At 70.1% G+C, this 14733-nt stretch carries 11 protein-coding genes; 8 read left to right on the top strand and 3 right to left on the bottom strand.

From position 1 onward, the window contains the following. Positions 1-3: 3 nt before the first annotated feature. On the bottom strand, positions 4-819 hold the full coding sequence (locus tag OO71_RS39070) for a siderophore-interacting protein (protein WP_051792823.1): 816 nt from the start codon (positions 817-819) through the stop codon (positions 4-6). A 14-nt stretch (positions 820-833) separates the two neighbouring features. Further along, positions 834-1160 (bottom strand): MGMT family protein, encoded by a 327-nt coding sequence (locus tag OO71_RS39065; RefSeq protein WP_033295082.1) that lies wholly within the window; start codon positions 1158-1160, stop codon positions 834-836. Between the two features lie 126 nt (positions 1161-1286). Here OO71_RS39065 and OO71_RS39060 point away from each other — a divergent pair, with 126 nt between their 5' ends. From OO71_RS39060 to OO71_RS39045, 4 genes are all read left to right on the top strand, one after another. Further along, the gene (locus tag OO71_RS39060; RefSeq protein WP_033295081.1) at positions 1287-4460 is read left to right on the top strand and encodes an ATP-dependent helicase; all 3174 of its coding nucleotides are present in this window, start codon (positions 1287-1289) and stop codon (positions 4458-4460) included. A gap of 35 nt (positions 4461-4495) precedes the next feature. Further along, positions 4496-7807, top strand: a complete 3312-nt coding sequence (locus OO71_RS39055) for an ATP-dependent helicase (protein WP_425388739.1) — start codon at positions 4496-4498, stop codon at positions 7805-7807. A 62-nt stretch (positions 7808-7869) separates the two neighbouring features. Then, positions 7870-8952 carry a potassium channel family protein gene (locus tag OO71_RS39050; protein ID WP_033295079.1) on the top strand — a complete coding sequence of 361 codons (1083 nt, stop codon included), beginning with the start codon at positions 7870-7872 and terminating at the stop codon, positions 8950-8952. Positions 8953-9068: 116 nt separating this feature from the next. Next, positions 9069-9488, top strand: coding sequence for a hypothetical protein (locus tag OO71_RS39045; protein WP_033295145.1), 420 nt, complete (start codon positions 9069-9071; stop codon positions 9486-9488). On the opposite strand, the gene OO71_RS39040 is transcribed toward OO71_RS39045, so the two are convergent. Continuing rightward, positions 9481-10566: a neutral zinc metallopeptidase gene (locus OO71_RS39040; RefSeq protein WP_425388736.1), complete on the bottom strand. Its 1086-nt coding sequence runs from the start codon at positions 10564-10566 to the stop codon at positions 9481-9483. The genes OO71_RS39045 and OO71_RS39040 overlap by 8 nt on opposite strands. Before the next feature lie 255 nt (positions 10567-10821). Here OO71_RS39040 and OO71_RS39035 point away from each other — a divergent pair, with 255 nt between their 5' ends. The 4 genes from OO71_RS39035 to OO71_RS39020 are packed head-to-tail and all read left to right on the top strand — an operon-like array spanning position 10822 to position 14733. Further along, entirely contained in the window at positions 10822-12006 is a 1185-nt protein-coding gene (locus OO71_RS39035) for a DUF7847 domain-containing protein (protein ID WP_033295077.1), read from the top strand. After that, positions 12000-12635 carry a DUF4129 domain-containing protein gene (locus tag OO71_RS39030; RefSeq protein ID WP_033295076.1) on the top strand — a complete coding sequence of 212 codons (636 nt, stop codon included), beginning with the start codon at positions 12000-12002 and terminating at the stop codon, positions 12633-12635. Before OO71_RS39035 ends, OO71_RS39030 begins: the two co-directional genes overlap by 7 nt. Then, on the top strand, positions 12632-13771 hold the full coding sequence (locus tag OO71_RS39025; protein ID WP_033295075.1) for a DUF4350 domain-containing protein: 1140 nt from the start codon (positions 12632-12634) through the stop codon (positions 13769-13771). Before OO71_RS39030 ends, OO71_RS39025 begins: the two co-directional genes overlap by 4 nt. Next, on the top strand, positions 13768-14733 hold the full coding sequence (locus tag OO71_RS39020) for an AAA family ATPase (RefSeq protein WP_033295074.1): 966 nt from the start codon (positions 13768-13770) through the stop codon (positions 14731-14733). Before OO71_RS39025 ends, OO71_RS39020 begins: the two co-directional genes overlap by 4 nt.

Genomic DNA, 14733 nt, shown 5'->3' with positions numbered 1-14733 from the left:
CCCTCAGGAAGCCCGCTCCCGGCCGACGGCTTCCTCGCTCATGCCCTGGCGCCAGTAGCCGGTGAAGCAGATTGCGGTCTTGTCGAAGCCGCGTTCGCGAACCAAGTGCCGTCGGACGAGCTTGACCACGCCTGCTTCGCCCGAAACCCACGCGTACGGCGTGCCGTCGGGCAAGGTCGCCGCGCGGACGGCGTCCACCAGGGCCTCGCCGTGTGGGCGCGCGCCGCGGACTACCCAGTGCACCTCGACGGCGCCGTCGGTCGAGAAAGTCTGGCGTTCGGCGCGGTCGGGGATTTCGGCGTACACCGTTGCGCGCGCCGAACGCGGCAGCGCCTCCAGGATGGCGCCGATCGCCGGGAGGGCGGTCTCGTCGCCGACCAGTAGTTGCCAGCCGGTGCCGTCGGGGACGTCGTAAAGCCCATGCGGCCCAAGGAACACGACCTGACTGCCGACCGCCGCCTGTCCCGCCCACGACGACGCCGGGCCGCCGCTTTCCTCGTGCAGCACGAAGTCGACGTCCACCTCGCCGCTCTCCGGACGCGCCGCGCGCACCGTGTACGTCCGCATGGGCGGCCGGACGTCGTCGGGCATCGCGAGGTACGTGCGGTACCACGACAGCACGCCTTCGTCGTCCATCTCGGTCGGTGGCAGGTGCGGTACGTCGTCGCCGGGCAGGGGGAAGAACACCTTCACGTACGCGTCCGGCGCCGCCGGGCCGGCTCCCGCCAGGCCGGGGCAGTCGAACGTGATCCGGGCCATGTGCGGCGTGACCCGGCGGACGGCAGTGACCCGGCCGGGATGGTAAGTCAGGACACTCATTAGGTCAGGCTAACCTAAAACAGCCCGGGAGGGCCATCGTCCGTTTCGTCCCCGTCCGGGCGCCAGCGGTACTTGCGCAGGTCGACCCGCTGTCCGTCGGCGAGGACGCCTTCCGCCCGGAGCCGCTCGAGCTGTTCGTGCAGCAGGTGCGGCGCGGGGGTCCCGTTCGCGCGGAGGATGCGGTGCCACGGCACGTCGTGGCCGTCTTCGGCGAGCACGCGGCCCACCAGGCGGGGCGAGGGCGCGCCGGACAGCGCCGCAATGTCGCCGTACGTCGCGACGGTCCCCGCGGGTACGTCGGCGATGACCGCGCGGATCCGCTCGTGCAGTTCGTCGTCCATGACCCATCAGGTTACGAGGCGCGATAGTCCGGCCGAGGGGTGTGCCGGTGCGCCACCCGGGTGAGCGGGCATGGTTCCATCGCTGATGTGCACGTGCGGAGAGCAGGGACCGGGCAGGCGCGGCTGGTGCGCCCGCCGGTCCCCGGCACACCCACGTTCACCTGGGACGAGGGCGCGCGCCGCCTGCTGTCCGAGCCGTCCGGCTTCCTCCGCGTGCTCGGCGGTCCGGGCACCGGGAAGACGGCGCTGCTCGCCACCGCCGCCGCGCGCCGCATTGCCGAGGGCGCCGACCCGGAGAGCGTCCTCGTGCTCACCACCTCCCGCAAGGCCGCCGACGCCCTCCGCGCCGACCTCACCCGCCGCCTCACCTCGGACCCCGACCAGGCGTCGCCCTTGCCGCGCACGGTGAGTGAACCCCTCGTACGCACAGTGCATTCGTACGCGTTTTCCTTGCTACGCCTGGAAGCCCGCGCCGAGGAACTGCCGCCGCCGCGGTTGCTGGCCGGGGCGGAGCAGGACGTCGTCGTGCGTGAACTGCTCGAAGGCGACCTCGAAAGCGGCGCGACGGGCTGGCCCGAGCAGCTGCGCCCGGCGCTCACCGTGCCCGGCTTCGCCGAGGAGCTGCGTGACCTACTGATGCGCGCGGCCGAGCGCGGGCTCGGGCCGGAGGACCTGATCGAGCTCGGGCACCGGCAGGACCGCGACGAATGGGTTGCCGCCGGGCAGTTCTGGGCGCAGTACGAGGAGGTCACGCAGCTGCAGGGCGCCGGGGGCAACGCGCTCGGCCTGCCCGCCGCGCCCGCGCTCGACGCCGCCGAGCTGGTCACCTCCGCGCTGCTCGCATTGGAGGACGACGAGGAGCTGCGCGAGCGCGAACGCGGCCGGGTGCGGCACCTGTTCGTCGACGATGCCCACCATCTGGACCCGCTACAGGTCCAGCTGGTCCGCACGATCGGCTTCACCGCGGCGGAGTTCGTGGTTGCCGGTGACCCGGATCAGTCGGTTTTTTCCTTCCGTGGCGCCGATCCGCGGCTGTTCGCCGACTCCGACACCGACGGTGACCGCACCGTCGTGCTGACCACCTCGCATCGACTGGCCCCGACGGTGCGCGCGGCGGTCACGAAGCTCGGCGCAACGCTGCCCGGCGCTTCGCAGCATCGCAAACTTGTGACACCGCAAGGTAAACGTGGCGGCAAGGTGCGAGTACGGCTGATGCCGACCCCGGCTGCGGAAGCCGGATGGATTGCCGACCAGCTGCGTCGCGCGCACCTCATCGACGGTGTGCCGTGGTCCGACATGGCAGTGCTGGTCCGCTCTCCTGCGCGGACTTTCCTTGTCCTGCAACGAGCTCTCCGCGCAGCCGGGGTGGCGATCGGCTCGGCCACCGAGGAATTGCCGCTGGCCAAGCATTCCGCGGTACGGCCGTTGCTCGCGGTGCTGCGGATTGCCGCCGAGCCCGAGCTGCTCGACGTCGACCTTGCCGAAATGCTCCTTTCCTCGTCGCTTGGCGGCGCGGATCCGTTGGCGCTGCGCCGGTTGCGTCGTGGTCTGCGGCGGCTGGAACTGGCCGGGGGAGGGCAGCGGTCGAGCGACGAATTGCTCGTGGAAGCGTTGCGGGGTGGGGACATTCTCGTTGGTCTCGCCGACAACGAAGCGCTGCCGGTACGCCGGGTCGGGAAGCTGCTGAGTGTCACGCATCAGGCGGTGAGCCGCGGTGACGGGGTCGAGCAGGTGCTGTGGGAGCTGTGGCAGGCGAGCGGTCTGCAGGAACGGCTGCTGCGCTTGGTTGACCGTGGTGGTTCCCTTGGTGCACAAGCGGATCGTGACCTCGACGCGGTGGTCGCATTGTTCGATGCCGCCGGACGGTATGCCGACCGGCTGCCCAAGGCGAGTGTCGCGGCGTTCGCGGATTACCTGTCGTCGCAGAACATTGCCGGGGACACGCTGGCCCCGGCCGCCATTCCGGGCGAAGGGGTTTCCCTCCTCACCGCGCACGCTTCCGCGGGTCGCGAGTGGACAGTGGTGGCGGTTGCCGGAGTGCAGGAAGGTGCGTGGCCGGACCTGCGGTTGCGGGGTTCGCTGCTGGGCGTGGAACGGCTCGTCGACCTGCTGTCCGGAGTGGACGAACACGACAAGGTCTCCGCCATCGCGCCGATTCTCGCCGAGGAACGCCGGCTGTTCTACCTGGCCGCGAGCCGCGCGCGGCGCACCTTGCTAGTCACCGCTGTGGCGGGAGAGGACGAGCAGCCGTCCCGTTTTCTCGACGACCTCGAAGAAAACGGCGCTGACGACGGCATGCTGGACTCCCGGATGAAACCGCCCGGCCGGTCTCTCGTGCTGGCCGAGCTGGTCGGTGAGCTGCGCGAGGTGGTATGCGACGAGAAGGCCGAACCGCAGCGCCGTCAACGTGCGGCGAAACAGCTTGCCCGGCTGGCTGATGCCGGGGTACCCGGAGCGCATCCGGACACCTGGTACGGGCTGCTTCCGGCGTCCACAGAGGACCCGGTGCACCGGCCGGGCGACCTCATGCGGGTCTCTCCGTCCACAGTGGAAATCCTCGTGAAATGCCCGTTGCGGTGGCTCATCGAACGCCACGGTGGGAGCGATCCGGCGCAGCTCGCCGCGGTCACCGGAACCCTGGTGCACGGGCTGGCGCAGGCGGTCGCGGGCGGGAGTACCGACGAGCAGATCCAGGCCGCGCTCGACGAGGCGTGGGTGCGGGTCGACGCCGGTGCGCCGTGGTTTTCCCGGCGCGAACGGTCCCGGGTGGAGCAAATGCTGCGCAACTTCGTGACCTGGCTGGAAATGTCGCGGCGGGAGCTGATCGAGGCCGGGGTGGAGCAGGACATCGAGGTCGAGCTGCCGATGGGCGACGACGAGGTGCGCGTGCTGCTCCGCGGCCGCGTCGACCGGGTGGAGCTGGACAAGGACGGCCGTCCGGTCATTGTGGACATCAAGACCGGCAAGGTTCCGGTTTCCGGTGCGGACGCCGAGAAACACCCGCAGCTGGCGGCGTACCAGCTGGCCGTTCTGCTGGGTGCGATCGAGGGCAAGAAGTCGCCCGGCGGCGCGCGGCTCGTGTATGTCGCGAAAGGAAACGCGAAAACCGGGGCCACGCAACGGGATCAGCCGCCGATGGACGAGGACGGTGGCCGCGAGTGGCTGGAGCTGGTCCGTTCGGCCGCGGCTGCCGCGGTGGGCCCGGACTATCAGGCGCACGAGAACGCCGACTGTGACCGCTGCCCGGCGAGGGGTTGCTGTCCGCTGCGTCCGGAAGGCAGGCAGGTGACCGGGCCGTGAGTCCGCTCGTCACCAACCCGGTCGGACCTGCGGAAATGGCCGACGCCCTGGGTTTGCACCGACCGACACCCGAGCAGGCGACGGTGATTGCGTCCCCGGTCGAGCCGTCGCTGGTGGTCGCGGGTGCGGGCGCGGGGAAAACCGAAACCATGGCCGCGCGCGTGGTGTGGTTGGTAGCCAACGGAATCGTGAGCCCGGAACGCGTGCTGGGTCTCACCTTCACCCGCAAGGCCGCGAGGCAGCTCGGCGAACGGGTGCGCGCGCGGCTGCGGCGGCTCGCCGGTTCGGGACTGCTGGAGCGGATCGATCCGTCCGGGGCGTTGCGGTCCACTGTGGTCGCAGGCGAGCCGACAGTGCTTACGTACCATGCTTATGCCGGACGATTGCTGTCTGAACATGGTCTACGGCTTCCGGTGCAGCCGGGGGTCAGATTGCTGTCGGAGACGTCATCCTGGCAGCTTGCCCACCGTGTCGTGTCCACTTGGGACAACGACCTGGACACCGACCGCGTACCGCCGACGGTCACCGCGCAGCTCCTCGCGCTGGCCGGGGAGCTCGGCGAACACCTGATCTCCATCGAGAAACTTGCACAGTACACGGAATGGCTGTGCGAGATCATCGAAAACGCGCCACGGGCCAAGGGACAACGGGCTTCGTTGCCGGTGAAGTTGCAGGACGTTCTTGCCGCGCAACGGTTTCGACTCGCGCTGCTTCCGCTGGTCGAGGATTACCACCGGCGTAAGCGGGCCGAGGGTGCGCTCGATTTCGCGGACCAGATGTCGCTGGCCGCGCAGCTGGCCGACGGTTACCCCGCGGTGGTCACCGGAGAACGTGAGCGATACGGCGCTGTGCTGCTGGACGAATACCAGGACACCGGCCACGCGCAACGGGTGTTGCTGCGGTCGTTGTTCGGTGGGGTGGACCATCCGCCGATGCCGGTGACCGCGGTCGGTGACCCGGCACAGGCGATTTACGGCTGGCGCGGCGCGAGTGCGGCCAACCTGCCGAGGTTCACGACGGACTTCCCCCGCCAGGAAAAACAAACCGCGCACGAATTCGGGTTGCTCACCAGCTTCCGCAATCCACCGGAAATCCTGGAACTCGCCAACGCGATTTCGGAACCGTTGCGCCAGCGGGGACTTGGTGTCGCAAGACTTCGCGCACGGGATGGCGCGGGCCCGGCCGATATCGCGGTCGCCCTGCTCCCTGACGTGCGGGCGGAACGCGAATGGGTCGCCGATGCGATGGCGCGCCGCTGGCATTCGGAGAAAGAGGAAACCGGGAAACCGCCGAGTGCCGCGGTGCTCGTCCGCCGTCGCGCGGACATGGCGCCGATCGCGGCGGAAATGCGGGCGCGCGGGCTGCCGGTGGAGGTCGTCGGGCTCGGTGGCCTGCTCGACGAACCGGAAGTCGCCGACCTGGTGTCCACGCTGCGGGTGCTGGCCGACCCGCTGGCCGGAAGCGCAGCCGCCCGCCTGCTCACCGGTTCGCGCTGGCGGATCGCGGCGGCCGATGTCGCGGCGTTGTGGCGGCGGGCCAACGAACTCAACACGCCCGAGCCGCGCGCGGACGGCAGCGACGAACCGGTGCTGGTCACCGAACGCGCGGAGCAGGCCGGATTGATCGACGCCGTCGACGAGCCCGGTGCGCCGGAACGGTATTCCGCGGACGGATATCGCCGGATCCGCCGCCTCGGCGCAGAATTGACGGCATTACGCCGGAGGCTGGACCAATCGTTACCCGAATTGGTGGCCGACGTCGAACGCACGCTTTTGCTCGACGTCGAATCCCTCGCCCGCCCGGGTTCGGCCGGACGGGCGCATCTCGACGCGTTCGCCGAAGTGGTCACCGACTATGCGGAAACCGCGCCGACCGCGACCCTGCTGTCCTTTGTGGACTATCTGAACACCGCAGTACACGCGGAAGACGGTCTTACCCCGGGTGAGGTACAGGTGGTACCGGATCGGGTGCAGGTCCTCACCGTCCACTCCGCGAAAGGCCTGGAATGGGAGGTAGTGGCGGTACCGCATTTGGTCGCGGAAGTGTTCCCGGGTAAACGCCGGTCGTCGTCGTGGTTGCGTACTTCCACCGCGCTGCCTGCGCACCTCCGGGGCGACGCGGCCGACCTGCCGAAACTGCAGGTAGCCGAAGGCTTTGACCGCAAGGAAGTACAGGAGGCGCTGGAACTTCACGAGGAAGGGTTCGTCGCGCGCGAAGCCGACGAGGAACGACGGCTGTGTTACGTCGCGCTCACCCGTTCCGAACGTGCGTTGCTCATTTCCGGGCATTGGTGGAACGAAAGCAGTACCCGCGCCAAGGGGCCGTCGATCTTCCTTTCCGAAATCGCCGACGTGATGCGCGAGGCCGACCCGCCACTCGGCGTGCTCGACGCCTGGGCCGACGAACCGGAGGAGGACAGCGAAAACCCGCTCGTCGCCGATTCCCGCACCGCGCAGTGGCCGGTGGACCCGCTGGGGGACCGGCGGTCCGGGGTCGTCACCGGCGTCGAACTGGTCCAATCCGAAATGGCCGGGCTAAAACCAGAACCAGAACCAGAACCCGAGCCAGAACCGGCAGCCGACGACGACGAAATCCCCCTGCCCCCCGAACCCGAACCGGAGGACGAAGAATACTTCCCCACCGAGGACGAGGACGTCGTGGACCCGGAAGATCCCGACGGCTGGGCCGCCGACACCGACGTCCTGCTCGCCGAACGCGCCCGCGCCCAGTCCACTGTGGACCGAGTTGCCCTGCCCGCACAGCTGAGCGTGAGCCAGCTGGTCGACCTGGCGTCCGATGCAGACGCCCTTGCGCAACGCCTGCGCCGCCCACTTCCGTTGCCGCCCAATACCTTCGCCCGCCGCGGCACCGCCTTCCACAGCTGGCTGGAACAACGATTCGCCGGTGACCGATTGCTGGAAATCGACGATCTCCCCGGCGCGGCCGATATCGGCGAAGCCCCGGACACCGAATTCGAAGACCTGCAGGCCGCATTCGAACAAAGCGAATGGGCCGACCGCGTCCCCATTGCCGTCGAGGTGCCGTTCTCCGCGGACGTGGAGGGAATCACCGTGCGCGGCCGGATGGATGCGGTGTATGCCGACCCCGATGGCGGCTGGACCGTGGTGGACTGGAAGACCGGCGCCGTACCTTCCGCAGAACGGCTGCCCGCGCTGGCCGTTCAGCTCGGCGCGTACCGGCTGGCTTGGGCAGCGCTGCGCAAAATCCCGGTGGAACGCGTGCGCGCGGCATTCCACTATGTGCGACACGACCACACTTTGCGCCCGGCGGATCTGCTGGACGCGGAGGGCCTGCGAAACCTGCTGCGGGCTGTACCGCGCGAGTGAGGCCGGATTTGGGCTATCCTCGCCGCTGTGAGTGACGCCGAACACCCGCGGGGAGCCGGTGCATGAAGGCCCTGAGGCGGCTGCCCCTGAACGTCCGGCTGAACGACCGGCCCGACCACGAGCTCGTCGGCGTGATCCGGATGCCGGAACTCACCGTCAGCCCGATGCGATCGATCGTCAAGCGGATCATCGGCGCGCTGCTCGCGCTCACCGCCACGGTGCTGATCGTGTACCTCGACCGCGACGGCTACCGCGACGCGAACGGCGACGGGGTGTCCTTCCTCGACGCCATCTACTACTCCACCGTCTCGCTCTCGACCACCGGCTACGGCGACATCGCCCCGGCCACGGCGTCCGCGCGGCTGGTGAACGTCGTCGTGATCACGCCGCTGCGGGTGCTCTTCCTCATCGTGCTCGTCGGGACGACCCTGGAGGTGCTCACCGAGCGCTCCCGGCAGGCGTTCAAGATCCAGAAGTGGAGGACGAAGGTGCGTGACCACACCGTCGTCGTCGGATTCGGCACGAAGGGCCGCTCGGCCGTCAACGCGCTGCTCGGCGACGAGGAGCTGCAGGCCAACCGCGTCGTGATCGTCGACACCGACCAGCAGGCCCTCGACGCGGCGAGCGCGCTCGGCCTGGTGACCGTGCACGGGTCGGCGACCAGAGCAGACGTGCTGCGCGTCGCGGGGGTGCAGCACGCGCGGGCAGTGGTGGTCGCGCCGAACCGCGACGACACCGCGGTGCTGGTCACGCTCACCGCGCGCGAGCTGGCTCCCAAGGCGCACATCGTGGCGTCGGTGCGGGAGGCGGAGAACGTCCACCTGCTCAAGCAGTCCGGCGCCAACCAGGTCGTGGTGTCCAGCGAGACGGCGGGACGGCTGCTCGGCATGGCGACGGCGAGCCCGCTCGTGGTGGACATGGTCGAGGACCTGCTCACCCCGGAGTCCGGACTGGCGATCGCCGAGCGCAGCGTGGAACCGAGCGAGGAGGGCGGCTCGCCGCGGCACCTGCCGGACATCGTGCTCGGCGTGGTCCGCGACGGCATCCTCTACCGGGTGGACGCCCCGCAGGCCGACGCGATCGAACCGGGCGACCGGCTGCTGTACGTCAAGAAGGTCACCCAGAACGACCAGGTCGAGCGCTGACCCGGGGTCCCCCGGACGCGGGCACCTCACTGGGTTTTACCAGGGGGATCTGGAAGCATGGCCATGTGCAGGTTTCCGCCCCTCCGGAGAAGAGCGCCATCACGCGGTGGCTGCAGGTGGGCATCCCGGTCGCGGCCGGGGTGCTCGTCGTGGTGCTGGCGTGGCTCGCCGGGCCGGGCCTGTTCGGCATTCACGCGAAGGTCGCAGGCACCTCGGTCGCGGCGCAGGTCAGCAAGGCCGCCGACTGTTCCGCGCCGGGAGCCGCCGAAACGGTCACCTTCCAGCTCGGCGGCAAACCCCGTGAGGGCACGCTCGACAGCTGCGGACACGGCAAGGGCGAACACCTGCAGGTCGTCGTGCCGGACGACGCGCCGGCCGACGGCACCATCGCGGTCACCACGCCGGACAGCACGGCGGGCGCGCAGGACCTGCGGGCCCCGATCGCGCTGGTGCTGCTGGTGTTCGCGTGCTTCTGCGGCGGAATGTACGCCTACCTGGTGATCCGCGGCTCCGGCAAGCTCGCGCTGCTCAGCTGACCGCCGACGATGGCGCCGCGAAGGTGTTGCAGTCGGCGATCCGGTTGTCCTTCGCCCCGGCCCGCCACCACTGTGCGTAGTGCGCGTTGGTGCCGTGGTCGTGGCTCTTCGACGTGTTGTCCCCGCGGGTTTCCTGGTCGTTCCAGGCTTTGTTGTACATGTCGCGGGTGACCGTGCCGCCGCGGTCGACGTGCGCGCCGAGGAACATGCCGGAGAAACACTGCGCCTGCAACTCCTTGCGGCGCGACATTTCCAGGCCCTCGGGGCTGTTCTGGCCCGCCGCGTAGATCTTCTGCCACGCGGCGTCCATGATCCCCGCGACCTCCTGCACGTGGTGGCCGTACTCGTGGGCGAACAACGCCAGGTAGACGCCGGGGTTGTTGCCGTACTGGTCGGTCTGCAGGCCCTTGAACGGGACGTACAGGTTGTTCTCGCAGTAGTACGCCGCGGTCGCGATGCCGACCTGGATGGTGCCGCATTCGGTGTCGAAGCTCGGCCCGGTCGGGAAGTGCAGCGCGGGCGGGGTGAACGGCAGGTGGTAGGCGGTGAGGAACGGACCCCACACCGCGTCGAGGCATTTGCTCGCGGCGGTGAAGAACGCCTCTGCCCCGTCCTGTGTGCTCACCCACGGCGGCAGGGTGCAGACCATGTTCTGCAGACCGGCGTTCCGGTCCTGCAGGATCGGGTGGTTGGCCAGCTCGAGGATCTTGTGCGGACCGGTGCTGGAGATGGTCGGGCCCGGCGACGACGTCGGCGCGCTCGACGTGGACGCCGACCCGTTGTTCGGCGGCAGCTCGTACGGCGACGTGGGGCCGGGAGCGGGGGTGAAGCCTGCGTTGCTGACACTCGACCCGCGGTTCAGCGCGACGATCGCGACCACGCCGAGTACCAGCACCGCGACCGCACCGAGGCACAGGCCGATGATCAGCCCGGTCGGCTTGCGCGGCGGCACCGGGTAGGACGGCGGCTGGTGCCACGGCGGCTGTCCCGGCGGTGGACCCTGCGGCGGCGGGCCTTGGTATGGACCTTGCTGCGGACCGGGTGCGCCCTGGTACGCGCCCTGCCCGGGTCCCGGCACCGGCGGCGGTTGAACGGTCCCGCGGGGCGGAACTCTGCCGTAGGGCGGTTGCGTCATCAGGGCAGTCCCGGTGGGTGTCGGCGCGGGCCGGGTGGCTCCCGGCTTGCCGTTCAGCATATCGGGGGACGCGGGGGCCGCTGCAGCACTTCCGCCGACCTTTGGCCCATCCGGACGTCACCCCAGGTCTGGCCGGGTAAGGAGGCCTCTGGAAGAGTGCAGGCAGCAACCGAAGGGCCGTGCAGACGAGGGGCTCCGATGACAGACACACCCGGTTCGCCCGGACCCGGCGACGACACGCCGACCCCGAGCCGCGGGTTCGCGCGTCCCGAGCCACCGGAATCCACCGGCGCAACGCCGCCGTCGGCCGCGAATCCGCCGCCGGGAAGCCAAAACTCGCCGCAATCCGGCGCGTCCACCCCGCCGACCCCAGGTGAGACACCGCAGCCCGGCGGATGGCAGTCCCCCGGGCAGCAGCCGGGACCGCAGCCGCTGCCGCACTACCCCGGCGGACCTCAGGGTCAGCAGGGTCGGCAGGGCTGGAGCCCGGACGGGCTCGGCAAACCGGGGGTGATTGCGTTGCGGCCGCTGAACGTCGGGGACATCCTCGACGGCGCGATCACCGCCATCCGCCGGTACCCGGTGCTGATCCTGGGCATGTCGGCGATCGTCGCGGTGATCGCCGGGGCGCTGAACCTCGGTGCGTCGCTGCTGCTCCTGCCGAAGATCGACCGGGTCGTGCAGCTCGGCCCGGCCGCCACCGAACAGCAGCAGCTCGACGCGCTGTACAGCGTCCTCGGCTCCACGCTCATCGCGGTGCTGCCGGCCCTGGTGATCACCATGCTCACCCAGACTTTCCTCACCGGGTTCTTCACCGTGGTGATGGGCAAGGCGGTGCTGGGCCGTCCGGTCGATTTCGGTTCGGCCATGCGCGAGGTCGCGCCGCGGTTGCTGCCGCTGCTGGCGGTGACCGTGCTGTACACGGTGGCCACGATCGTCGCGGCGGCGTTCTGCCTGCTGCCCGCGGTGCTGCCGTACGTGTTCTGGTCGCTCGCCAGCCCGGCGCTGGTGCTGGAACGCGGCACGATCGGGCAGGCGTTCTCGCGGTCGCGCCAGCTCGTGGCCGGTGCGTTCTGGCGCGTGTTCGGCGTGCTGCTGCTCGCCGAGGTGATCGGCTGGATCATCCGGACGATCATCGGGCTTCCGTTCAGTTTCTCCTCGGGTGCGTTCAGCGGGCTGTTCGACCCGCAGGCGACCGTTCCGGAGATGACCACCGGCGGGCTCGTGCTGCAGTCGGCAGGCACGGTGATCGCGTCGACGATCGTCGCGCCGTTCATCGCGCTGGTCACCGTGGTTCTCTACCTCGACCAGCGGATGCGCCGCGAGGGCATGGACATCGAACTGGCCAGGGCGGCGGGCATCAAGCCGCCGCAGGCGTGGTGATCCTGCTCCTCACCGACGTCCCGGTCGACCTCGACCGGGACCCCGCCCGCCTGCGGGCGATCGAGGAGCTGCGCGACCCGGGGTACGCGGCGGCGCGGCCGGGTGTCGTCCAGCAGGTGATGGAGTGGCTCGGCCAGCGGATTTCCGACCTGCTGGACGCGCTGTCCGGGGTCCCCGGCGGTCCGCTCGGGCTGCTGCTGGTGATCGGGCTCGTGATCGTGCTGGCCGTGGTGGTGCGGTTGCAGGTGGGCAAGGTCGGCCGGACTGCGCGGTCGGCGGGCGAGGTGTTCACCGGGCGTCGGCAGACCGCCGACGAGTACCGCCGGGCGGCCGAGGAAGCCGCGGCACGCGGGCAGTTCGCCGACGCCGTGCGGGAACGGTTCCGTGCGCTGGTCCGGGGCTTGGAAGAGCGGGCGTTGCTCGACGTCCGGTCTGGCCGCACCGCGGACGAAGCTGTCGCCGAAGCCGGGAAACTCCTGCCCGATCTGGCCGCCGACCTCACCGCGGCGGCCCGGCTGTTCGACGACGTTCACTACGGCGGGCGGCCCGGCACCGAGGCGGGCTACCAGGCGTTGACCGATCTTGATGAGCGTGTTCGGCGTACGCGGCCGGTGTTGGCGTCCGCATGAGCACAGCGGTTTCTCCCGATCTGCGCCGGATTTGGCGAGGTGTGCGGTTTCCCCTGGCCATCCTGTTGCTGATCGTCCTCGTCGCGCTGGGCATCGTGCTCAGCCGTGGGTCGCAGACTTCCGGTGAGCTCGAACCCGGTTCTTACGAGCCACGCGGCAGTCACGCCCTTGCACACCTGCTGGAGCAGGAAGGGGTCCAGGTCCAGCCGGTACACACGATCGCCGAGGCCCGGCAGGCCGCCGACGGTGGCACGCTTCTGGTCACCTCGCCGGATTTGGTGCCTGGCAACGGGTTGACCGAGCTGCGGCGGCGGGTCGCGCATCTGGTGCTCGTCGCGCCCGGGCCGAGTTCGCTGGTACAAACCGTGCCGTCGGTTTCGGCGGCAGGCAAGGGAGAAGTCGGTACGCTGCAGCCGGAGTGCACGGTCGGCGCCGCGGTCAGTGCGGGTACGGCCACGCTCGGCGGAGTGCATTACCGCACTACAGATCCCAAAGCGCGCTCGTGCTACCGCGACGGCGGCCTGCCGACGTTCGTCCAGGTGGCCGACCGGTCCGGCACCGTCACCGTGGTCGGCACCGGTGTCGCGCTCACCAACGACCGCATCGCGGACGAGGGCAACGCTGCGTTCGGCATGCGGCTGCTGGGAGATCACCGGAAGCTGGTCTGGTACGTACCGTCCACAGAGGACCCGGCGCTGGCCGGCGAGAAGCGGCCGTTCTTCGACCTGATCCCGCCGGGCTGGCGGTACGGTGCGCTCACCGCCGGGATTGCCGCGGTGCTGTTCGCGTTGTGGCGGGCGCGGCGGCTGGGACCGGTGGTGCGGGAACCGCTGCCCGTGGTGGTGCGGTCGGCGGAAACGGCCGAGGGCCGGGCGCGGCTGTACCGCCGGGGTGGCGCGAGCGGGCACGCGGGCGAGACCTTGCGGGAAGCGGCCCGCGAACGATTGCGGACGAGGCTGGGCTTGCCGCGCGATGCCGGTCCACCCGCGGTGGTGGAGACGGTGAGCGCGCGCACCGGCCGGGCGCCGGCGCAGGTCGGAGCGGCGTTGTACGGTCCGCCGCCTGCCGACGAAGCGGCGTTGGTGCGGCTGGCGGACGAACTGGACGTGGTGGAACGAGAGGTGGAGCGTTCTTGAGTACGGAACAGAGGCAGGACGCGCGAGCGGCCCTGATCGCATTGCGCACCGAGGTCGGGAAGGCCGTGGTGGGCAACGACGCGGCCGTCACCGGGCTCATCCTCGCGTTGCTGTGCCGCGGACATGTGCTGCTGGAAGGCGTACCCGGCGTCGCGAAGACGTTGCTCGTGCGTGCGCTGGCCGCGTCGCTGGACCTGAAGACCACGCGCGTGCAGTTCACGCCGGACCTGATGCCGGGCGACGTCACCGGGTCCATTGTGTACGACGCGCACAGCGGCGAGTTCTCCTTCCGCGAGGGACCGGTGTTCACGAACCTGCTGCTGGCGGACGAAATCAACCGCACGCCGCCGAAAACCCAGTCGTCGCTGCTGGAGGCGATGGAGGAGCGGCAGGTGTCGATCGACGGCCGGTCGCGTCCGCTGCCGGACCCGTTCGTCGTGGTCGCGACGCAGAACCCGGTGGAGTACGAGGGAACGTACCCGCTGCCGGAGGCGCAGCTGGACCGGTTCCTGCTGAAGCTGACCATGCCCGCGCCGTCGCGCGAGGACGAGATCGGCATCCTTTGGCGGCACGCACAGGGTTTCGACCCGCGTGACCTTGCTGCGGCAGGCATCCGCCCGGTGGCCGGCGCGGCAGAACTCGCGGCGGCGCGGCAGGCGGTTTCGCAGGTGACTGTGGGACCGGAAGTGATCGGATACGTGGTCGACCTGTGCCGGGCGACCCGTGAGCTACCCGCGGTACGGCTCGGCGTTTCTCCGCGTGGGGCAACGGCTTTGCTCGCCGTCTCACGCGCGTGGGCTTGGCTGGCCGGGCGGGATTACGCAACTCCGGACGACGTCAAGGCGCTGGCCCGGCCCGCGCTGCGGCACCGTCTCGACGTCCGGCCCGAGGCCGAACTCGAAGGCGTGACCGCGGACGGCGTCCTCGACCGGGTGCTGGCCTCCGTGCCGGTGCCGCGCTGA

This window comes from Amycolatopsis jejuensis (assembly GCF_000717335.1).
In the GTDB taxonomy this organism is placed as follows: Bacteria; Actinomycetota; Actinomycetes; order Mycobacteriales; family Pseudonocardiaceae; genus Amycolatopsis; species Amycolatopsis jejuensis.
The sequence above is the reverse complement of the archived record's forward strand: the minus strand, read 5'-3'. Positions and strand labels throughout refer to the sequence as shown.

Bases quoted from the DNA above. Each gene is read 5' to 3' on its own strand.
- OO71_RS39065 (WP_033295082.1), bottom strand. From the start codon at position 1,160: ATGGACGACGAACTGCACGAGCGGATCCGCGCGGTCATCGCCGACGTA.
- OO71_RS39055 (WP_425388739.1), top strand. From the start codon at position 4,496: ATGGCCGACGCCCTGGGTTTGCACCGACCGACACCCGAGCAGGCGACG.
- OO71_RS39025 (WP_033295075.1), top strand. From the start codon at position 12,632: ATGAGCACAGCGGTTTCTCCCGATCTGCGCCGGATTTGGCGAGGTGTG.
- OO71_RS39050 (WP_033295079.1), top strand. From the start codon at position 7,870: ATGAAGGCCCTGAGGCGGCTGCCCCTGAACGTCCGGCTGAACGACCGG.
- OO71_RS39035 (WP_033295077.1), top strand. From the start codon at position 10,822: ATGACAGACACACCCGGTTCGCCCGGACCCGGCGACGACACGCCGACC.
- OO71_RS39070 (WP_051792823.1), bottom strand. From the start codon at position 819: ATGAGTGTCCTGACTTACCATCCCGGCCGGGTCACTGCCGTCCGCCGG.